At 46.0% G+C, this 22,693-nt stretch carries 16 protein-coding genes; 13 read left to right on the top strand and 3 right to left on the bottom strand.

Annotated elements, in window-relative coordinates:
• Window positions 1-149: 149 nt before the first annotated feature.
• The 8 genes from tsaE to MUK70_RS16920 all read left to right on the top strand — a co-directional run bounded on the left by tsaE (window position 150) and on the right by MUK70_RS16920 (window position 9,414).
• Complete coding sequence (tsaE, locus tag MUK70_RS16955) at window positions 150-581, top strand: tRNA (adenosine(37)-N6)-threonylcarbamoyltransferase complex ATPase subunit type 1 TsaE (protein WP_234653947.1); 432 nt, start codon at window positions 150-152, stop codon at window positions 579-581.
• A 40-nt stretch (window positions 582-621) separates the two neighbouring features.
• On the top strand, window positions 622-1,848 hold the full coding sequence (locus MUK70_RS16950) for an alanine dehydrogenase (RefSeq protein ID WP_234608048.1): 1,227 nt from the start codon (window positions 622-624) through the stop codon (window positions 1,846-1,848).
• Between the two features lie 135 nt (window positions 1,849-1,983).
• Window positions 1,984-2,388: a hypothetical protein gene (locus MUK70_RS16945; protein WP_234608049.1), complete on the top strand. Its 405-nt coding sequence runs from the start codon at window positions 1,984-1,986 to the stop codon at window positions 2,386-2,388.
• A gap of 131 nt (window positions 2,389-2,519) precedes the next feature.
• Window positions 2,520-2,954 (top strand): hypothetical protein, encoded by a 435-nt coding sequence (locus MUK70_RS16940; RefSeq protein ID WP_234653945.1) that lies wholly within the window; start codon window positions 2,520-2,522, stop codon window positions 2,952-2,954.
• 178 nt (window positions 2,955-3,132) lie between these two features.
• Window positions 3,133-4,047 (top strand): ABC transporter ATP-binding protein, encoded by a 915-nt coding sequence (locus MUK70_RS16935; RefSeq protein ID WP_234653943.1) that lies wholly within the window; start codon window positions 3,133-3,135, stop codon window positions 4,045-4,047.
• A 32-nt stretch (window positions 4,048-4,079) separates the two neighbouring features.
• Window positions 4,080-5,405, top strand: coding sequence for an ABC transporter permease (locus MUK70_RS16930; RefSeq protein ID WP_234653941.1), 1,326 nt, complete (start codon window positions 4,080-4,082; stop codon window positions 5,403-5,405).
• Between the two features lie 156 nt (window positions 5,406-5,561).
• The gene (locus MUK70_RS16925) at window positions 5,562-8,534 is read left to right on the top strand and encodes a glycosyltransferase family 117 protein (protein WP_234653939.1); all 2,973 of its coding nucleotides are present in this window, start codon (window positions 5,562-5,564) and stop codon (window positions 8,532-8,534) included.
• 451 nt (window positions 8,535-8,985) lie between these two features.
• Window positions 8,986-9,414: a hypothetical protein gene (locus MUK70_RS16920; protein ID WP_244784425.1), complete on the top strand. Its 429-nt coding sequence runs from the start codon at window positions 8,986-8,988 to the stop codon at window positions 9,412-9,414.
• Window positions 9,415-9,484: 70 nt separating this feature from the next.
• Here MUK70_RS16920 and MUK70_RS16915 read toward each other — a convergent pair whose 3' ends face one another.
• From MUK70_RS16915 to MUK70_RS16905, 3 genes are all read right to left on the bottom strand, one after another.
• The gene (locus MUK70_RS16915) at window positions 9,485-10,663 is read right to left on the bottom strand and encodes an endonuclease/exonuclease/phosphatase family protein (protein WP_234653937.1); all 1,179 of its coding nucleotides are present in this window, start codon (window positions 10,661-10,663) and stop codon (window positions 9,485-9,487) included.
• A 157-nt stretch (window positions 10,664-10,820) separates the two neighbouring features.
• On the bottom strand, window positions 10,821-11,984 hold the full coding sequence (gene dnaJ, locus MUK70_RS16910) for a molecular chaperone DnaJ (RefSeq protein WP_234653935.1): 1,164 nt from the start codon (window positions 11,982-11,984) through the stop codon (window positions 10,821-10,823).
• Between the two features lie 15 nt (window positions 11,985-11,999).
• Window positions 12,000-12,620, bottom strand: a complete 621-nt coding sequence (locus MUK70_RS16905) for a nucleotide exchange factor GrpE (protein ID WP_234653933.1) — start codon at window positions 12,618-12,620, stop codon at window positions 12,000-12,002.
• Between the two features lie 112 nt (window positions 12,621-12,732).
• Between MUK70_RS16905 and queG the strand changes: the two genes are divergently transcribed.
• From queG to MUK70_RS16880, 5 genes are all read left to right on the top strand, one after another.
• Window positions 12,733-13,680 (top strand): tRNA epoxyqueuosine(34) reductase QueG, encoded by a 948-nt coding sequence (gene queG / locus MUK70_RS16900; protein WP_234653931.1) that lies wholly within the window; start codon window positions 12,733-12,735, stop codon window positions 13,678-13,680.
• Between the two features lie 107 nt (window positions 13,681-13,787).
• The gene (locus MUK70_RS16895) at window positions 13,788-14,201 is read left to right on the top strand and encodes a DUF1761 domain-containing protein (protein WP_234608058.1); all 414 of its coding nucleotides are present in this window, start codon (window positions 13,788-13,790) and stop codon (window positions 14,199-14,201) included.
• A 445-nt stretch (window positions 14,202-14,646) separates the two neighbouring features.
• Window positions 14,647-17,673, top strand: a complete 3,027-nt coding sequence (locus MUK70_RS16890; protein ID WP_234653929.1) for a SusC/RagA family TonB-linked outer membrane protein — start codon at window positions 14,647-14,649, stop codon at window positions 17,671-17,673.
• A 15-nt stretch (window positions 17,674-17,688) separates the two neighbouring features.
• A complete protein-coding gene (locus tag MUK70_RS16885) occupies window positions 17,689-19,239 on the top strand; it encodes a SusD/RagB family nutrient-binding outer membrane lipoprotein (protein WP_234653927.1) in 1,551 nt (516 codons plus the stop codon).
• A complete protein-coding gene (locus MUK70_RS16880) occupies window positions 19,239-22,634 on the top strand; it encodes a VCBS repeat-containing protein (protein WP_244784423.1) in 3,396 nt (1,131 codons plus the stop codon). The genes MUK70_RS16885 and MUK70_RS16880 overlap by 1 nt, the downstream gene beginning before the upstream one ends.
• Window positions 22,635-22,693: the final 59 nt, after the last annotated feature.

Below are 22,693 nucleotides of genomic sequence, written 5' to 3'. Positions count from 1 at the left end.
TTACTAGATAACAAGCAAGTTTCTGTGTTGAGTATTTTCCGTCGATTGAAATCGATGGGAATTGAAATACAGTCGTTGATTTCGATCAACGGAATTAATAGTCGATCATTTAATGTCATGAGTTTTTCCAAAATGTGTATTTTTGTAACATGTTTGGAGAGTCTGCTGTCATGCGTTTTAATGAGTTAGAGGAACTGGAAACAGTCTCTGCGGATCTGCTGCATATGGGCAAAGACATTCCAGTATGGCTATTTGAAGGCCATATGGGTGCCGGCAAAACAACTCTCATCAAAGCGCTCTGCAAGCAGCTGGGCGTTCGCTCACACGTTCAAAGCCCCACATTTTCACTGGTCAATGAGTATGATGCCGGTGATAAATTGGTCTATCATTTTGATTTTTACAGGATCAAAGACGAAACCGAAGCACTCGATATGGGCGTGGAGGAATATTTTGATTCCGGGCATTTTTGCTTTGTCGAGTGGCCGGGGAAAATTGAATTCTTGTGGCCATTGAACTATCTGCTGATCCATTTGGAAGCGGATGAAAATGGCATGAGAATGTTGGCAGTAAAGAGGGTATAGAGGTCATAATCAATTTGTTCACTTTCATTTTTTGCTATTAATGGCACAACCTCAGATTACCGGTTTCGAAGAGCTAGCCAAGCAGTCGGCGTTGTATCCGCAGGAATCCCTGATGGCAGTCCGGAAGGATCATAATTCGTTGCATATTGGCCTGCCCCGTGAGGTTTCGTTACAGGAAAACCGGATCGCGCTCACGCCCGACGCAGTCAAAATCCTCGTTCGGAACGGACATGAAGTTTGGGTTGAAAAAGATGCAGGGAAGGGCGGGAACCTCTCAGACCATGAGTATAGCGAGGCCGGTGCGGTGATTGTGCAAAGCGCAAAAGAAGTGTATCAGGCCAATGTGATCCTGAAAGTAGAGCCTTTGGTAGAGGAAGAATTCCGCTATATCAAGGCCGGGACGACGTTGATCTCTGCCATGAATTTGCCAACACTTGAGAAGAAATATTTTGAAAGATTGAATGAGCTGAAAATCACCGGCATAGGATATGAGCTCATTGAGGATAAAGTGGGAGGAAAACCCATTATTCGCGCAATGGGCGAAATTGCGGGAAGCACGGTGTTGCTGATCGCTGCGGAATATTTGTCAACGCCCAATGGTGGGAGAGGCATCATTCTGGGCGGCATAACAGGCGTTCCGCCAACCAAAATTGTAATTTTGGGAGCCGGGACAGTTGCAGAATACGCCACGCGTGCAGCCATCAGCGTTGGGGCGGACATTAAGGTTTTTGACAAGCATATATACAGGTTGCAACGATTAAAATACGCGATAGGCCAGAATCTTTACACTTCCATCATTGATTCGGACACATTGGCGGAGGCGATTGCCAGGGCCGACGTCGTCATAGGCACCATGCGTGCCGAAAACGGCATCAGTCCGCTGGTCGTAACCAAAGAAATGGTTTCCCAAATGAAGCCCGGCTCCGTCATTATCGACGTCAGCATTGACCAGGGCGGTTCGTTCGAAACTTCCCGCATGACCACGCATAAGCATCCAACATTCAAGTATAATGATGTCATCCATTATTGCGTGCCCAACATTCCCTCGCGCGTGGCGCATACGGCCAGCACAGCGCTTAGCAATGTATTTTTACCGTTTTTATTGCAAACAGGCACAATTGGCGGCATCGAAGAAATGATTTATGCCAATCGTTGGTTTATGAAAGGAGTGTATTGTCATAAAGGAACATTGACGAACTCGCATATCGCACGTAGTTTTAACATGCGGTACAAGGATTTGACATTGTTGCTGGCTGCGAGGATGTAAAGGTGCTGTCGGCTTTCGGCATTCAGCTGTCGGCTTTGGTTTTACTTAAATATTTTTAATCACATCCGCCCTTTATGGGCATAATTAACGCTGAACGCAGACGGCCGATCGCCGAATGCCGACAGCCTAAATATCATGATCAATAATAGTAACGAAAATACCCTGATGGATGACGCCAACTCGCCCGAGTTGAACCAGAAACTGATGGGTTATATATCTCAAGATTTTATCAAAGTGGCAGATCAGCTTAAAGAAGCGTCTTACCAGATCCGCAAACGTGGTTTTTCCGACAATCCGATTTTTATAGTAACCAATAGCGAGCTGGAATTAGGCGCATTACTGATCGATAGAACAGAGCTGACAAACAACTATGCATATCGCGCGAGTTTTATGCAGGAGTTTGTGGACAGGAAACTGATTGGTGAGGAGTCCGTTTTAATGTTTACCGAGAACTATAAAAATGCCGATGAATTTTGCTGTCTTTTTGCGCTGATCGGTGATTTTTCCGGCTTCGTTTTTGTACCATATCCGGAAGACTAACATGCCACCAAAATGCCAGGAACCGATTAATAAACTGTCGAAACGGTTGCGAAATAGGTTAGAAGGTTTGTAAAGTTTTCTTTCTAGTTTTAGTGATTAATTAATTGATATTCAGCTAAACGTCCCTCATTATGCAAGCAAACTTACCTTTGGAAAAGGAATTAGAACCCATTTTTTTACAAAAATTTCCACCGTTTTCAGAATCAGTTAAAGAATTTTTGGTTCAATACGGGCCTTATTTTATGCTTGTGTTGTCCATTATCGGGATCTTAGGTCTGCTTACAGCATTGGGAATTGGTGGTGCAGCATTGGGGTTAGGCGCAGTTTCCGTTGGGATTGGGTTTAACTTTTATCTGGGCGTTGCCCTTACCGTGATCACCCTTATTATGTATGTGCTCGCATTCTCACCATTGCGCGCGCGCAAACGCCAGGGCTGGAACCTGCTTTACTACGCACTGCTAGTCGGTTTGGTTACTAATCTGATCCAGCTTAGCATTCTGGGTGCGCTGATTAGCGGTGTGATCGGGTTTTGGGTTTTATTTCAGATCCGGGAAAAATATATCTGACTATCCTTCCAAAAACAGTAACAATTGAAGCGAGCGGTGATCCGCCCGCTTTTTTTATTTTACCACTAATCAGGCGATTTTAGTCGCTCATACCGTAACTTTAATCCGGTCGCCATTTACTTTGCATTTTTGGCTGAGAAGCATGCCGCTTTTGTCACAGACGATTCTATCAATCAATATGAATATCATAGAAGTAAGGAATGTTACCAAGGAGTATTCCAATCATGTTGCGTTAGACGATGTCAGTATCGACATTCCAAAAGGCTGCATTTTCGGCTTGCTAGGGCCAAATGGTGCCGGGAAAACGTCATTGATCCGTATCATTAATCAGATCACCGGGCCGGACAAGGGTGAGATTCTGTTTGACGGACAGCATTTGAATCAAAGTCACATTTCACGCATCGGGTATTTACCGGAAGAGCGCGGGCTTTACAAAAAGATGAAAGTAGGCGAGCAGTTGCTTTATCTGGCTCAGCTGAAAGGCTTATCGCAAAAACAAGCGATGGACAAGCTGAAAACATGGTTTATCAAATTTGACATTAAAACGTGGTGGGATAAAAGTGTTTCCGACCTGTCCAAAGGAATGCAGCAAAAAGTGCAGTTCGTTTCCACGGTGCTTCACGAACCCGATCTGATCATTCTCGACGAGCCGTTTTCCGGTTTTGACCCGATTAATGCAAACCTGATCCGGGACGAAATTTTGGAATTAAAACAAAAAGGAAGCACGATCATTTTTTCGACCCACAGAATGGAAACGGTGGAAGAACTTTGCGACAACATTGCGTTGATCCATAAGGCCAAAAAAGTGCTCGACGGCCCTAAAAATCTTATCAAAGAGCAGTTCAAAACGCACACTTATTTCGTTGAATATAAAGGGGATCTGAGCGGACTCGAACATTCCTATACACTAACCCCCGAAAAAGAGCTAGAGAATGGTTACAAGCGCGCCAATATTCATTTGGGAGAGTTTGCCAGTCCAAATGATTTGCTCAGGGACTTACTTCCAAAAGTAGAGATACGGTCGTTTGGAGAAAACATTCCGAGCATGAGCGACATTTTCATGCGCTCCGTCAACGAGGTTCCAGAAGCATAATTTTAGCCATCCCACATCTAAATCTTTCCACAATGCGCAATATATTTTTGGTAATCAGAAGAGAATATCTGGTAAGGGTCAAAAAGAAGTCTTTTCTGATCATGACCCTGCTCGGACCATTGCTATTCGTTGCTTTTTACGCGGTAGTGATTTGGGTTGCGATCGGATCAGTTGACACCAAAACGGTTCAGGTGCTCGATGAAAGCGGTTTGTTCAAAAATGAATTTAAGGATAGTGAAACAATAAAGTTTGATTACCTGACTTCCTCGCTGGATTCGGCCAAAGCTAATTTTAAAGGCAGTGACGCAAACGCATTGGTATACATTCCAGAAAACGTCATTAAGGAGCCGAAAAGCGTCCGCATTTACGCAGCTAAGAATGTAAGTATGGACCTGAAATCGGAAATTGAAAAGGTTATTGAAAAAGAAATTGAGGACATTAAGCTTGGACAAGCCGGCATAACCCACAAAATCCTGGAAGATTCGAGGGTGAACGTAAGCTCTAAAACGATCAGTCTGAGCGAAGAAGGCGAAAAAACCAGTAGTTCCGGGGCGGCAACCGTGATCGGAGGCATTTGCGCTTTTCTGATTTATATGTCGGTTTTCATTTATGGCACACAAGTGATGCGCGGCATAACCGAGGAAAAAACGAGTCGGATCGTTGAAGTGATCATTTCTTCTGTGAAACCATTTCAATTAATGTTAGGCAAAATTATTGGCGTAGCATTGGTTGGGCTGACACAATTTGTACTCTGGATTTTGCTGACCACTGCATTAACAAGCGCAGCCTCGGCTATTTTAAGCGATAAAATGTCCCAGCAGTCTCCTGAGGTTGCGCAGGAAATGCAAAAAATGCAGAACGGAATGCCGTCTTCGGGGATGCCGGGGGGAAATGTTGAAAACCCTGTCGCCGAGGTTTTGGGTGCCGTCAGCAGTCTTAATCTCCCGCTGATCCTGGGCTGTTTTTTATTCTATTATTTAGGAGGTTACCTCCTTTACAGCGCTCTTTTCGGAGCGGTTGGCGCGGCGGTAGACAATGATGCCGACACCCAGCAATTTATGCTGCCCATCACATTACCAATCATTTTCTCTTTTGTTTTTGCCCAGTTCGTCCTCCGCGACCCCGACGGAACACTGGCCTTCTGGACTTCCATTATTCCTTTCACATCCCCGATCATTATGATGGTGCGGATTCCGTTTGGTGTGCCGGCGTGGGAGATAGCACTTTCCATGGTGCTGCTCGTGCTCGGCTTTATGGGCACAACATGGCTTGCTGCCAGGATTTACCGCGTTGGGATTCTGATGTACGGCAAAAAAGTAAGTTACAAAGAGCTGGCTAAATGGATCTTTTACAAGTGAAAGTGTTTTCGGGTCTTTAACACTTTTTAAGAGACGGAAAATCTTGCTGTTGAGGTAATTTTGCTAATTTTGGCCGATCGTTGATAAAACTGCTCATAGCGGGTCACCGTCTCTGCGCATTTTGCCTATAACATTTTTAAATTTACCGTCTGTCAAATGACCCGTTTCAACCGTTCCAACAACCTTACGGGTTGGATTGTTTTCGCAATTGCATTAATCACATATACGCTCACAGTTGAACGAACTGCCAGTTTTTGGGATTGCGGAGAATTCATTGCTTGTGCTTTCAAATTACAGGTGCCACACCCTCCGGGAGCACCTTTTTTCCTGTTAATAGGCCGCATTTTTTCCCTTCTTGCATTCGGTGACCTCAGCAATGTTGCTTATTGGATCAACATGGTTTCTGTGCTGAGCAGTGCTTTCACAATCCTTTTTCTGTTCTGGACCATTACATTGCTTGCGCGTAAACTGATCGCTAAATCCGACGCAGATCTTACTTCAGGCGACATCATTTTGTTAATGGGCGCTGGGATCGTGGGCTCGCTTGCTTATACCTGGTCCGATTCATTCTGGTTTTCAGCCGTTGAAGCAGAGGTTTACGGGATGTCGTCATTCTTCACAGCGATTGTAATCTGGGCGGTTTTCAAGTGGGAACGCGTCGACGATCCGGCTGCTGAGAACCGTTGGCTGATCTTTATCGCTTACCTGGTTGGACTTTCAATTGGTGTCCATTTGCTGAATTTGGTAACTATTCCGGCGCTGGCCCTTGTTTATTATTTCAAAAAATTTCCAAAGGTTAGCGTTTTCGGAGGCATCCTTGCGTTCGCAGGCGGGCTTGTGGTCCTTGCCATTATCAACTCAGGAATCATTCCAGGCTTGCCGAGCGTGGCCGGAAAATTCGAGATATTCTTCGTTAACTCACTCGGGCTTCCTTACAAATCGGGTGTTATATTCTTCATTATTATTTTCATTGGTGCCATCATCTGGGGGATTCGTTACTCTCACAAAAAAGGCAATGTCCTGCTTAACACAAGTCTTCTTTCGCTGGCTTTTGTTTTAATAGGTTATGCAAGTTATCTGATGGTGCTTGTACGCGCTGAATACAATCCGCCGATCAATGAGAACAACCCTAATGACGTTCTGAGCTTCGTTTCTTATCTGAAAAGAGAGCAATATGGCAGCCGTCCATTGCTATACGGCCCTTCATTTGTTTCGCGTCCGGTTAGCCAGAAACGCGGTGCGCCCATGTATCGCAAGCAGGATGGGAAATACGCGATTTACGACTATCGTCCTGAGTATGAGTACGAGCCCGGAAGCAGTATGCTGTTGCCCCGTATGTATAGCACGCAGTCGGGTCACCCGCAATTGTACCAGCAAATGACCGGCCTTGCAGAAGGCCAGAAACCGACGATGGGTGCTAACCTTTCTTTTATGTTCTCTTACCAGATCGGGCACATGTACTGGCGTTATTTCCTCTGGAACTTTGTAGGGCGTGAAAGCGACGAAGAAGGGGCCGGAAACATGCTTCCGTGGGATGCAGGTAAGACATACCCTGCACCAATAGCCAATAACAAAGCGCACGACAACTATTTCATGCTGCCATTTATTCTTGGGTTACTTGGCGTTGTGATCGTTTATTTCAGACAAAAACGGGATCTGCTTGTCTTGGGATTATTGTTTGTCTTAACAGGCGTAGCACTCGTTGTCTACCTGAACTCGCCCCCGACAGAGCCCCGTGAGCGTGATTACATTTACGTGGGGTCTTTTTACATTTTCTGTATCTGGATTGGTTTTGGTGTGATTTCCGTAGCTGATGCACTAGGGAAATTTGTGAAGAGCGCCACCACAAGGGCAGGAGCAGCCACGGCAGTTTGCCTGGTGGTGCCATTGATAATGGGAGTAAAAGGCTGGGATAATCACAACCGTGACAACAGGTTTCACTCCGTTGATTTTGCCAAAAATCTTCTGAATTCTTGTGCGCCCAATGCAATCCTGTTTACAGGCGGGGATAACGATACATTCCCCTTATGGTATGTCCAGGAAGTGGAGGGTTTCCGTACGGACGTTCGCGTGTGTAACCTCAGTTTGCTGGGAACCGACTGGTATATCGATCAGATGAAGCGCAAGACTTACTTATCAGAAGCGCTTCCGATATCTTTGGATAAAAATAATTATGCTTTCGGTAAAAATGATATTGTGCCTTTTTACGAAATTCCTAGTGTAAAAGGCGGTATCAATTTGAAAGAATATCTGGGATTGGTAAAACAAGAAAACAAAGCCATTCAAGTGCCGCTGACCAGTGGTGATATGACTTCAATTTTGCCGTCTTCCGTTCTTTTCCTTCCTGTTAATGCGGAAGCGATTAAGAAAATGAACATTATCAAAAGCGATCTGGTCCCGTTTGTAAGTGATTCGATCAGCTGGACGATCGGCAAAGGCGATTTGTACAAATCCGACCTGATCATGCTCGATATCATTGCCACAAATGACTGGGTCAGACCGATTTACTTCTCTTCAACATTGGGTGGATCCAGTTATCTGAACTTGAAAGAGTACATGCAGCTGGAAGGATATGCCTACCGCCTGCTTCCTGTGAAAGTGCCGGGTGCGAGCGACGGTTATGTAAATACAGATGTAATGTATAATAACCTGATGAACAAGATGTTCTGGCGCGAGCTTGATAATCCGAAGACTTACTACGATAACACTTATTTGGGCTCACCGGTTGCCACGGCACGGATCGCATTCCTTCGTCTTACAGGCCAGCTGATTGCAGACGGCAGAAAAGATGAAGCCAAGAAAGCAATTGAAAGATCATTGGCTACGATGCCGGACAAGAGCATCCCATACGACCAGTTCTCGGCAAACTTCATCGGACCATTGTTCGACTTAGGAGAAACTAAGAAGGCGTTGGAAATAGCAGAAACAATGGCAACCCGTGCCGACGAGGTGTTAACGTGGGCCAAAGACAACGGCACCACCAAACGTCGCGACACCAACGTTTATCTCTATATTATGCAGATCATCGTCCAGGAATGCCGTGAAGCCAAACAAGAAGCCATAGCCAAAAAGTACGAAGCCATCTTCCAGAAGCACTTGGCGGCGTTCAATATGTATGGCGGGCAGTAGAAGTAAGTATTTAAAATAGAAATCCAATATCATCATTACAGGCATTTGCTGAGAATGTTGATATTGGATTTTTTATTATCTTTATATGCTGAATCCTTAGGAATATAAGTTTAGACTGGTATATACACACGCTACCAGAGACCGATTTGAAAACTCTGAATATGAAATCTTCACTAAAAAAAATGCCCTTACCCAAGGGTGATCGCCGCAACTGGCAGTCCTTATCCACTGCTACCCCAGTCACAAGTGACATGCTTGCTGGGAGGCAACTGTCCGAATCTGATTTAAAAAGGAATGCTAATTTTAGCACCAATTACAAGATTCCTTGACATTCGACTTCCCGGGCTATAAGTTGAATTTTATTCAGAAGGATGTTTGCAAAGATGCTAGTAGGCACCTGTTCACACTTATATACAAGTTCTTTTCGCCTGTTACCAAATATCATTATGTCTTGCACGCTGAATCGCATGAGGGCAATGTCTTTGCTATAAAGTTTTATTGCAAAAAGGACAAACGAAGCGATTTCAAATACTCTAAAATAACGGGTCGAGGTGATTTAGGGAATATTATGATAACATGTTTGTCAGCTATACCAGTTATTTTGAGTTCGTGCCCCGATGCTTCTTTTGCATTTGCAGGAGCAGCGTCTGTTGATTTAAAGTCAAAAAAGCAAGAAAGAGGAGTGCGCACACAACGATACATCATCTATAAATACATTGCTTCCACTGTGATAGGGATGGAAACTTTTGAACATTTTGCTTACGACGGCGTCAGTTCATATATGCTTATTAATAGGAAAAACAAAAACTGTGTAGTGACAGCCGAAAAGTTTATGACTATGTTCAGCGAAACTTACTTAACTCTCAATGAAATTCGGTAACGCCTGGCGGACGAAGAGCAAGCAGGTAGGGTAACTTACCTTTGTCACCCCTGACCGGGCGGCCGCACTGCTACTCCAACCTCACCTTCACCCAAACCAACCGGTGGTCCGAGCTGGACTCTCGTTTCTCAACTAGTTCAGCGAGCCGCTCACCTTTGGCTGGCCAGAAGACCCCGCTATCCACAACCTTCAATCCGGATCTTGATGGCAGCACGTAGTCCGCGCGCATACGCCATACAGCTGTGTGGTTTTTAGCGAAGGGGTTGCTGCTGGAATGTTCCGGGCCTCCTTTGCTGGCTGGTGCTGCCTCGTTATTTATTTTTGCGTGCGCTAGCAATGATTTTATTCCTTCACCAATGGCGTTTCCTTCGTCCGGCGATGCGTTTTGATCCCCTAAGATCACGAAACTTGCGTCCGACGACAATGCACCCCTGTTTCCTTTGTCATCATATATATAGGCGCCTTGTTCGCTGCTGATGTAATCTTTCCAGAAACGGATTTCGTCATGGTTACGCTTGCCATTCCGGTCCTCAGCACCGTCGAAGCTAGGCGGAGTGGGATGGCTTGCCAGAAAGTGGATTGTTTTAGCACCAAATTTGATGGGAATGTCCCAGTGCGATTTGGATGAAAGTGGGAATTGCTGCCAGGCTTCGGGCGTATACCAGTCGGTGTTATCAGGCTTTTTCGTTTGTAAAGCTTCCGGCATGTCCTTCCATTTGAAATGCTGGAATGTGCGCACCTGATCGCTTTCAATCGGATATTTTGACAAAAGTGCCATTCCATATTGACCGGGATAAAGACCAAATCCCCACGCATCAGCACCGAAGCGCTCAGCTTTGCCATTATTGTCAAGATCATAAGGGCTCGGCTGACCCGTATTTACCGTAGAATAATAGTAATAGGGATAATCAATGGCCTTTTGGCCGTCCGAATCAACATTTAAATAGGCTTTGACAAATTGCAAAATCCCTTGCTCCGGATCGGCTATATAGTCAAATTCATTGAGCAAAATCACATCCGGGCGAACTGTTTTTATGATCCTTGCAATGTTGTGGATCTGTGCATTTTTTCCGGTAGCCAACTCATTGATCAGCACTTGTTCGGAAATGCCTTTGGTGCCTTTCGGAACATAATTTTCGGCTTCCATACTTACATTATAGGTCGCGAAAGTTAGTTCAGATGGGTTGGTATTTTGAGCAAAAAGCATTCCGGGAAGTAATAGGGCAATTGAAATTACTAATTCTTTCATATTTGATTTAAATAAATGGCGAAGCGGATCGGGCCTTGTCATCTTCCCAGCGCCTGTTCAGACTAAGTACAATGTTTACCCGATTCCCGTTCAAAGTAAACAAGCCGCTTCATTGCTGAAACGGCTTGCCTTATATTTAATGATTTGTTAAAGGTTTTCAGTGAAAGAAATCCTTCATCTTGTCAAAGAAACCTTTTTCATTCTTACCCGGCTTCGGCTGGAAGTTGGGCGAATGGCGAAGCGATTCCAGTGTTTCGCGCTCATCCGAGGATAGCTGCTGCGGCGTCCAGACATTGATATGAACCAATTGATCGCCTTTTCCATATCCGTTGAGATCCTTGATCCCTTTACCTTTCAAGCGCAGGATTTTTCCTGCCTGGGTTCCCGATTCAATGTTGATCCGGGCTTTGCCGTCAATGGTTGGGATTTCAACAGATGTTCCTAATGTCGCGTCGATAAAGCTCAAATGCATGTCGAAAACGATGTTATTACCGTCTCTTTTCAGATTCGCATCTTCCTCTTCTTCGATTACTATTAAAAGATCGCCGGCAACGCCGCCGCGCGTGGGCACATTGCCTTTTCCAGACATGGAAAGCTGCATTCCCTCTGCCACGCCGCCCGGAATGTTCAATGTGATCAGGTCGTCCTGTAACAAACGTCCCTCTCCGGCGCAGGAATCGCAACGTTCGCTGATGATCTTGCCGTCACCATTACAAGTCGGGCAAGTGCTCGTTGAAACCATCTGGCCAAGCATTGTGCTCACCACTTTCCTAACCTGACCTGTTCCGTTACAAGAATTGCAGTTGGTAAGCGAAGTTCCGTTTTTCGCTCCGTTGCCGCCGCAAGTATTGCAAGTAACGTGCCTTTTTACTTTTATTTTTTTCTCAACACCATTCGCAACTTCTTCGAGGTTCAGTTTAAGCTTGATCCTTAAATCCGAACCTTTACGAACCCGGCGACCGCCTCCGCCGCCACTGCGCCCGAAAATGTCACCAAAAGGGCTGCTATCGCCAAAAATATCGCCGAATTGAGAGAAAATATCGTCCATTGAAAATCCTCCGCCGCTGAAACCGCCCGCACCTGCACCCGCGCCGCCTACACCTGCGTGGCCAAACTGGTCATAACGCGCACGTTTGTTTTCATCGCTGAGAACGCTGTATGCTTCCGCCGCTTCCTTGAACTTGTCTTCCGCAGTAGGGTCGTCTGGGTTTTTATCCGGGTGGAACTTAATTGCCAGCTTGCGATAAGCCTTCTTAATGTCATCTGCGGCAGCACCGCGGTCTACGCCAAGGACTTCGTAGTAATCTCTTTTCTTTGCCATTTTAGTTTGCTGAAATTAAGCTCCTACGATCACTTTCGCGTAACGTATCACTTTGTCGTTAAGAAAATACCCTTTTTCGATCTCATCGATCACTTTTCCTTTAAGATCTTCCGAGGGAGCAGGGAACTGCGCAATGGATTCGTGAAGCTCTGCATCAAATGTTTCGCCTTTTGAGACCATTGGTTTTAATCCTTTGGTTTCAAGCGTTTTAAATAGTTTTGTATATATCAAATCCACGCCCTCTTTTAAAGCGTCGATTTCGGTTGTTGATTCAAATGAAACTTTTGCGCGCTCGAAATCATCCACGATTGGCAAGATTACTTTTACCATGTCTGCGCTGGCCCCGGAAATCATTTCCAGTTTTTCCTTGGCAGTCCGTCTCCTGAAATTCTCGAAATCAGCGTAAAGGCGAATGTATTTGTCCTTCATTTCCGCAAGTTCTATTCTGGCTTCCTCGATCGGATCTTTTTCAGCAGGCGCTTCATTATGGATTTCTTGTCCTGCATTGTCCAAAGGCACTGTATTTGTTCCGACCGATTCGTCGTTGTCTAACTTGTCAGCTTCCACTGGCGCTTGTTCCTCATTCATTTCGTAATTTTTGTCTTGATCTATGTTGGTTTCGTTGTTTTCAGGCATAACTCTTGGTGATATTGTGACGTTTTGATCGACCTTAACTTGACTAAATTATTTTGCCACGCCTAAAATACTGACAAGATGGCATTTTACAATCAATTCGTAACTTTGCATTATGACGGCAGAAGATCTTGTAAGGCAGCAGAGAAGTCAGTTCATCAAAGCCAAGGCATCGGAAAATGGCTTTGACTTCTGCGGCATTTCCAAAGCAGATTTTCTGGAAGCAGAAGCGCCGCGCCTCGAAAACTGGTTAAATAAGAACCATCACGGCGCAATGGGCTATATGGCCAATCATTTTGATAAAAGGCTCGATCCCCGAAAACTTGTGGACGGGGCGAAAAGTGTCATTTCTGTTCTCCTTAATTATTACCCTGAGAACAAGCTCCCAGAAGGTCCCGAAGATCTCAAATTATCAAAATATGCTTATGGAACTGATTATCATTATGTTCTGAAAGAAAAGCTGGGTGCGCTTTTGCAAGCCATTCAGGAGGAGATCGGGGAGGTGAGTGGCCGGATATTTGTGGATTCTGCACCGGTTATGGATAAAGCCTGGGCTGCAAAAAGTGGGTTAGGCTGGGTAGGAAAGCATTCTAACCTGCTCAACCGCGATATGGGCAGTTTTTTCTTTATTGGAGAAATCATTTGCGACCTGGACCTCGCTTATGACGGTGCCGTACAGGATTATTGCGGGACCTGCACAAGATGTCTTGATGCTTGTCCGACGGATGCGATTACAGAGCCATTCGTCGTCGACGGCAGCAAATGCATTAGTTATTACACCATCGAATTAAAGGAAGCTATTCCGCAAGAAGCTCAGGGTAAGTTTAATAACTGGATTTTCGGCTGCGATATCTGCCAGGATGTGTGTCCCTGGAACCGTTTTTCTAAGCCGCATACTACTAAGGAGTTCATCCTGCCCGAAAGCCTGGCAGGATTCACGAATAATGAATGGCAGGAAATCACAGAGGAAGTTTTTCGCGAACTTTTCCGCCGGTCACCTATCAAAAGGGCTAAATTTGACGGTTTGAAGCGCAATATCGAATTTGTTCGATCCTCCAAATAAAAAAAACACAACTAATTCCGAAACATCCTATATTTGAAATCAGGGGCTCCGCCTCAGGGGGCCCGCCTCGGGAGTTCCTGCCGATGACTGAATAAAACACTCAAAAAATGAGAAAACAATCTGTCAATCTTTGGGCCGTGCTTGTATGTGTGGTGTTAGGTCAAATCATACCAGCCTTGTGGTATACCGCTTTTTCGGAACGCTGGATGGCTTTGAACGGCTTTACAATGGAACAAATCAAAAGCGCGACGAGCCCGGTTCCGTATCTTGCCAGCATTGTTTCTTCTTCTCTTATGGCATATACGCTGGCGTGGGTCTTCACCAAGATTCCTGTTAGATCGTTACTATCAGGTTTGCTTACCGGCTTGCTTTTCGGAGTGGTTTTTGTCCTTTTTGAAACCATTGTAAAGGATATGTTTTCCATGCGTCCGTTGCTGCTTTCGTTCATTGACGGCGGTGTGAGTGTGCTCGTGTACGCAATAACAGGCGCTATTCTGGGTGCGTGGCGGAAGTATCAATAGCAGCCTCATGCTAAATACATAATCATCTTGCAATAGTACTAGTTCTGTGTGGATTGTTACGACCGGTGATCCTCGCACCGACTTCCTGCTCTCTTCGTTTTACTGCATTTTCGAACGATCCATTTCTAAGTTTGATAAATTTTCAGAAACCGCCTTTGTGACGCTGTGTTTCGAGCACGCATAAAATGCGTGATGATTTTATTAAATGTATCTTCGACAAATAATATTTCTTCCTTCACTGATATCGTCACTTTTACGACTTGATATATACAAATTGACGGAATATTAGTTTAGTACAATTAAATTTTGCCAAATAAATTGCTTGTGTTCTTTATTAATCATAAATTTCATGAAAATTCAATAAACCCAAGCTCAACCTATGTAAAGAGGTCTACAATGCCTGCTGCTCACGCTACTGGTGACGGCATTTTTTAATTCCGTATCGATGGCCCAGGACCGGCAGCTTACCGGTAAGGTCAACGATGAGAACGGAACAGGAATACCCGGCGCAAACATCCTCATTAAGGGCTCGACCCGGGGAACCAACACAGATGCCGAGGGGAGTTTCACCATTACAATGGGCTCAACAGGTACGCTCATCATTTCCTCTGTGGGATATACATCTAAAGAAGTGGATGTTACCGCTTCAACTTCCAACGTAAGCGTGGCTTTGGAGCCGGACGTGCGGAACCTGGGTGAAGTGGTTGTAACGGCCCTGGGGATCTCGAAAGAGCAAAAAACGCTGAGCTATGCCACTCAGATGATCAATACGGACAATTTTTCCAAAGCACGAGAACTGAACGTCGCCAACTCGCTTTCGGGGCGTGTTGCGGGTTTGGACATTGTGCGTTCATCTTCCGGGGTGGGCGGTTCCAGCCGTGTGGTTTTGCGCGGTGACCGTTCGATCACAGGGAATAACCAGGCTTTGATCGTTGTAGATGGTGTGCCTATTGACAACTCCAATTTCAGTCCCGCCAATGCAAACGGTGGTCGTGATGCCAGCGATGGTCTTTCCAGCATTAACCCTGACGACATTGAATCGATTAACGTATTGAGAGGAGCGTCTGCAACGGCATTGTACGGAAGCCGTGCTGCGAATGGCGCCCTTTTGATCACTACTAAAAAAGGTGCGGTTAGAAAGGGGGTTGGTGTGAATATCAGCAGCACATTCCAAATGGAGCAGGCGATGGAATTGCAGAAATTCCAGAATGTCTATGGCCAGGGCGTCGAAGGTAAATTTCAGCCCAACAGCGAATTTAGCTGGGGGCCAAAGATGGATGGACAGCAAGTAGCTGCATGGGGGCCGGATCCGGACAATAAGGGCAAAACCTACGCTTATTCGCCACAGCCCGATTCATACAAGGATTTTTACTCAACCGGAACATCCCTTGCGAACTCAGTGTCGCTGACTGCGGGCAATGAAAAAGTGCAGACGTACTTTTCATACACCAATACGTCAGCCAAAGGAGTTGTTTCCAATAACAAACTGAGCAGAAATAACTTTAATTTACGCTTGTCCAGCCAGATCACAAGCAAGCTGAGCTTCGATGGTAAAGTGACTTATCTGAGCGAGAAAATTGAAAACAGGCAGCAGACGGGAGAAGCGTTCGCCAACTTGCAACGCCACATTCTGCGTCTTCCGAGAAGTATTGCCTTAGATCAGGCAAAGGATTTCGAATATGTAGATCCGGCGACAGGAAAAACGCTGCAGAATTATTGGAACCCGGGTTCTAATGGTGGTCAAAACCCTTACTGGATCAAAAATCGCGTTTTGGCACTGGATAACCGCGACCGCATTTACGGATTCACATCTCTTAACTACAAAGCTACGCCCTGGTTAACTGTAATGGGACGTGCCGGTTATGACAAGTATATTGATAAGTTTGAAGGAAAATGGTATACCAACACATATACAATCGCAGATTTCGGGGATTACCAGACCAACTGGAGAGACAATTCAGAACTAAACCTTGATTTGTTTGCCCTGGTAAGCAAGCAGTTTGGCGAAAACTTCAAGCTGGACGCAACAGTTGGTGGTAACATTTTGCAACGCGACTATGTCAATCACCAAACCCTGAACAACGGTTTGAACCGTGATAATTTGTTTGTAACAACCAATGCAAGAAACTCGGTGACCAACAGGACGGTTACACAAACCCGCAAGCAAGGCGTATTTGCATCCGCGGATTTGATCTGGAGAGATGCATTGACCGTTTCTGCATCAGCCAGAAACGACTGGTCGTCTACATTGCCAACAGCAAACCAATCTTACTTTTTCCCCTCTGTCGGAGCCGCCGCAGTATTATCTAGCTTGTTCCAGCTGCCTCAGGCGATTTCTTTTGCCAAAATAAGAGGAAGCTACGCATTGACTGGTAATGATGCAAGCCCATATCTTTTGGCGCAAACCTATTCCTATGTAGCGGGTGGAAACACTGGTTTTATTGTTCGTGATAACATTAAGCCTTTCCCTGACTTGAAACCGGAGCTAACCACTGCACGTGAGATTGGTCTGGAAGCAAAATTCCTGCAAAACAGAATCGGGTTTGACCTTACATTATACAGCAGTAATTCCAAAAATCAATTATTCCAGGTTCCCCTTTCACGGGCCTCGGGATGGAGCTTTGAATATATCAATGCAGGTAATGTAAAAAACAGCGGTATCGAATTAACATTCAACATAGCGCCGGTCAAAACGGAGAATTTCTCTTGGAACCTTGACCTGAACTACGCAAGGAATGTGAATAAAGTGGTGAAATTATCAGACAGGGTTGCTACGTTGCCGCTCGCTTCAGACTTTATGAACTTCGTGCGTGCTGAGGAAGGGAAAGCATTGGGCCAGATTTATAGCCGGGGCTATCAGAGAGATGACCAAGGACGTATTAAGGTGGGTAAGAACGGTATTCCGCTCGTAACCGCGAGTACGACGGTTCCGTTAGGCACCTCGCGCCCAAGCTGGACAGGTGGTGTAACAAACCGTTTTAGCTACAAAGGCTTTAACCTGAGCTTCCTGATCAGCGGAAGAATCGGAGGAGTTGTAACCTCTTTCACCAATGCAGTAATCTATGCGGACGGTGTGACAGAAGAAACACTTGCCGGACGTGACGGAATGGTTGTGGAAGGCGTTCAGACCGACGGAAGCGCCAGCACGGTGTCAACAACCGCGGAAGCTTACTGGAAATTTGTTGGCGGACGTAACACACCAATTGGAGAAGCCTTCACATACAGTGCTTCCAACATCAGGCTTAGAGAAGCCACCCTTGGTTATAGCATTCCTGCGGGCGTTCTGGCAAAATCGCCGTTCCAGGGCGCTTCACTTTCTCTTGTGGGTCGTAACCTGTTCTTCCTGATGAATAAAGCAAAAGGCTTTGATCCTGAGTTGGTTGCTGGCTCGGCCAATACAACGGTTGGTTTGGAGTCGTTCTCGATGCCGTCCACGCGCTCATTGGGTGTAAGTCTTAATTTGACATTCTAATTGTAAATCTGAAAAATGAAAAGGAGCTATAAAATATTATCGTTCGCTCTCCTTACAACTGTTGCAGCGGCAACTTACTCCTGCACGGGAAATTTTGAGGAGATCAATACAAATCCGACCAAGCTGACTGAACTGGATGAGTCCGGAACAGAAAACGCTTATGCAGCAGCGCAATACCGGTCTATTTTTGCAGCCTGGCAAACTTACCAAAGCCTTTTTGCGGATTTGCAGGGCCAGTACTTTGCCAATGTGGCGCAGGGTTTTTCTTCAGACCGCAATGTAATGGTTGGTAACTGGCTCAATGGAGCCTGGAATGACTTCTACGGCACAGCAATTCCTGCATTATTAGGTGTTTTGGAAAATACAGGCCCTGGCGGGAAATATGAAAATCCAGGCAAGTTTGCAATGGCGAACATCTGGAAAGTGTATATGTATTTGCCAAGAACCGACTATTGGGGCCCTATTCCCTATTCCAAAGTAGGCAGTGGTGAGGCGTCTGTTCCTTATGACAGCCAGGAATTTATTTACAAAGATTTCATTGCCACATTGAAGGCTTCTACTGCAACGCTGGAAACGCTGAAAGGCACGAAAGTTTTTAGCTCGGTAGACCAGATTTACGCAGGAGATGTGAATAAATGGATCCTGTTTGCCAACACGCTGAGATTGCGGATCGCGATGCGGATGTCCGAGGCAGAGCCCGCATTGGCTAAAACCGAAGCCGAATCGGCCGCTGCCGCCGGAACATTGGCAACCAATGCAGACGATGCGTTCCTGAAAGTAACCCCCAACTCGTTCAATCCGATGAACCAGGCCACTGCATGGAACGAGTTCCGTATGAGCGCGGCGATGGAAAGCGTTTTGAAAGGTTATGCGGATCCCCGCATCAGCAAATATTATGCACCTGTGCCAGGAACAACCAATACATTCAAAGGGTTGCGTAACGGTTACACGCAGGGCGAGTTAGGTCAGCCTGTTAATGCTGCCAGCGCCACTTCCAATGTAGCCGATGCGTTTTTGCCGGCAGTTCAAGGATCCAATCCGTTTGCGATTATGTACGCATCTGAGGCCTATTTCCTCAAAGCAGAAGGTGCATTGAAAGGATGGAAAATGGGGACAGGCACTGCAAAAGAATTTTATGAAAAAGGAATTGAAACTGCCATGAAGCAATGGGGTATTTCGGATGCTGCGGCCATTACGGCTTATATCAACGGCACAACGCCTCCGGTTGCCCTGGCAGACTTTGTTAAATCGCCTGCTTTGACAGATGTTCCAGTCAAATTCTCAACAGTTCCCGCAAAACAACTTGAACAAATTATTACACAGAAATGGCTGGCAAACTATCCAAACGGGCATGAAGCCTGGGCAGAATATCGTAGAACAGGTTATCCGAAACTGTATGCAAGGATCAACTCCGATAATCCGGATTCACCCAAAGACGCGGTGGTGAGACGGACACCGTATGTCGACAGTGAGAAGCAGACGAACCAAGCCGCTGTGACGGAGGCCGTTAAGCTGCTGGGCGGCCCTGATAATTCCGCAACCAGACTTTGGTGGGACAAACCATAATGTCATATGGAAATCTGCATGTAACAAAAAGGCGGGCGCATTGCCTGCCTTTTTGCTATCCATTATTTTTATACAAACATTCGATGCTGGTTACGATGAACATTGGCCGTATACTCCTTCCCATTTGCCTGTTTTTCACGTCTTGCCAAAACAAAGACACGCTTTTTACGCTGCTCAAATCCGGCGAAACAGGCATTGATTTCAATAATTACATCAAGGAAGAGGCTGAAAATAATGTGCTCGCTTACGGCTACTTTTACAATGGAGGAGGCGTGGCAGCGGCAGATTTCAACAACGACGGCCTGGTAGATCTTTACTTCACCGGTAACATGGTGGCTAATAAACTGTATCTCAATAAAGGCGGTTTTGAATTTGAAGATGTTTCCGAAAAATCAGGGACAGGCTTAAATGAGGGCTGGAAAACGGGCGTTTCGCTCGTGGACATTAATGACGATGGCTGGATCGATATTTACGTTTGCCGTGCCGGTGCGCAAAATCCGCGCCTGCGAAGCAAATTGCTTTATGTGAACAATGGCAAAACGGCAGACGGCATTCCCACATTTACCGAAAAAGCTGCGCAGTACGGCCTTGACGACCTATCCTACACCACACAAGCCGTTTTCTTCGACTATGACCGGGACGGCGATACCGATTGTTTCTTACTCAACCATTCCGTTCAGAAATACGCTGGTTTTAGTAACCTGATAGGCAGTTACCGCGAGCCGCGCAATGACGCTTATGGCAATAAGCTGCTCAGGAATGAGGGTGGCAGTTTCACGAATGTGACAGATTCCTCCGGCATCATTTCCAATGTGCTGAGCTTTGGTTTGGGGGTCAATGTCAATGATTTCAACAATGATGGCTGGCAGGACATTTATATTGCCAATGATTACAATGAGAATGATTATCTGTATCTCAATCAGAAGGACGGCAAATTTAAAGAAGTGATCCGCGAGGCCACCGGCCACGTTTCGCTCTACTCCATGGGAACAGATGCGGCGGACATTAATAATGATGGCTTGATGGACATTATGACGCTGGACATGCTTCCTGCATCCAATGAGCGCATTAAATTAACTTCGGGAGACGATAATTACGATAAGTATCAGCAGCTCATCCGCGCCGGTTTTCATGACCAATCTTCGCGGAATATGCTGCAATTGAATAACGGAGTGAATGCCAATGGCGTGCCGGTTTTTAGCGAGATCGGTCAATTGGCAGGGGTTTCTAACACCGATTGGAGCTGGGCTGCGCTGATGGGCGATTTTGATAATGATGGCTGGAAGGACATTTTCGTTTCCAATGGTTACGCCAGGGATTATACCAATATGGAGTTTCTGAAATATTCAACGGATATGCAGGTGAAGGCCGGGCAGAGTGGAAAGATGCCCACGCAAATGGAGATCATCGCGCAAATGCCGCCCATTGATGAGCCGGATTATATTTTCCAAAATCAAAAGGGGCTGACATTCGCAAGGAAAATGGAGGAATGGGGATTTGAAAAAACAAATCAATCCAACGGAGCTGTTTACGCCGATCTCGATAATGATGGTGACCTGGACATTGTGACGAACAATGTGAACCAGAAGGCTTTTGTTTATAAAAACAATGCAGAGACAAAAATCAGAAGTAACTACCTGAAAGTGAAGCTGGAATCTCCCAAATATGCATTCCTGGCGGGCACGAAACTCACGCTTTACGCTGATTCCCTCACGCAAACCCAGCATTTTATGCCGGTGCGCGGGTTTCAGTCTGCGCAATGGGGCCCGGTGCATTTTGGGTTGGGTAGTGATAGTCAGATAGATTCACTCGTTGTAACGTGGGCCGACGGAAGCCGACAGGTTTTAAAAAATCCGGTGGCTAATAAACCCTTAACCGTAAAATATGCGGACGCTGAAAAGCAGTCCGACAAGCCTTACAGCAAGCCCGTCACTTATTGGGAGCCTGAGATTGCCTTTGATTTCAAACATTTGGAAGATCCGCGAAATGATTTCAGGGTACAAACATTGCTGCCCAATATGCTCAGTTACCAGGGCCCCAAAATGGCGCAAAAGGATATGAACGGCGACGGGACAGATGACTTTTACATCGGTGGTGCGCGAGGGCAGGCGGGCAGTTTGTTTGTTAGCCAAAAAGGGAAATGGATTAAATCCAGCCAACCGGAATTCGAGGGAGATGCCGCATATGAAGATGCGGAGGCCGCATTTCTGGATGCAGACGGTGATGGAGATCAGGACTTGTTGATCGTTAGTGCCGGTTATGAGCTTAATCCGGAAGATCCGCTGCTGATTCCACGATTGTATATCAATGCGAACGGTCAGTACAGGAGAACATCTTTCCCAAAACTTGCTGGTAATGCCGGTACGATAGCCGTTTCCGATTTCGATCGGGATGGTGACCTGGACGTTTTCCTCGGCGTCCGCGTTACGCCTGGGCGATTTCCTGAAAGCGCGGGAGGCTTTTTGTATACCAATGACGGCAAAGGAAATTTCACGGATCAGACCCAGCGCCTGGCGCCCCAGCTTGCAAAAGCCGGCATGATTACAGACGCTGTTTTCCAGGACCTGAACAAAGACGGCTACCCGGAGCTGATCCTGACCGCCGACTGGGAGCCTATTCAGGTTTTCAGCAATAAGGCTGGCAAGTTATCCCATGCAAGTGCAGCCTACGGAACCGCGGGGCTGAACGGATGTTGGAACACCATTAAGTCGGCCGACCTGGACAATGATGGCGATATGGATTTTGTAATTGGAAATATGGGGACAAACTGGCAATGGAACCTCACATCCCCCGACAGCCTGGCCCTGTATGCAGGCGATTTCGACAATTTGCAGCGGATTGTCCCCGTGATAGGCGTAACCGAAAATGGCGTAGAAATGCCATACGCAAGTCGGGATGAGTTATTGGATCAGATTCCTTCACTCAAAAAGAAATACACGGATTACATTTCCTACTCCAAAGCAAAACTATCGGAAATTCTGCCCGGAGATAAATTAAAGAATGCCCGGAAACTGAGCGCTAAAATCTATAAAAGCGGCATTTTAGAAAACCGGTACGGGAAGCTCATCTTTCATGCCTTGCCTGTGGAAGCACAGTTCGCTCCGGTTTATGCAATCTCTATTTTTGATGTAAATGCCGATGGTAAATCGGACATTATTCTCGGTGGTAACCTCAAACAGACGCGCGTCCGCATGGGCAAAAACGATGCGAGCCTTGTCCAGCTTTTCCTCAACAAAGGCAGCCTCAAATTTGAATACATTCCTCAGGCCAAAAGCGGTTTTTTTACAACCGGTGAGGTTCGTGACTTGGCCATGCTAGCCTCCGGCCAGGGAACGCAATTATTTTGCGCGATGAATAATGCACCACTGGTTACATATCTGCTTCGTCAGCGCTAGTTTCCCCTTTCAGGTTCGGTCCGTTTCAATGCAACAATTTTCGGGTACCTGCACTATAA

It is taken from the genome of Dyadobacter chenwenxiniae, from assembly GCF_022869785.1.
Taxonomy (GTDB): domain Bacteria; phylum Bacteroidota; class Bacteroidia; order Cytophagales; family Spirosomataceae; genus Dyadobacter; species Dyadobacter chenwenxiniae.
Note: the sequence above shows the minus strand (reverse complement) of the source record. Positions and strands in the feature narration are given on the sequence as shown.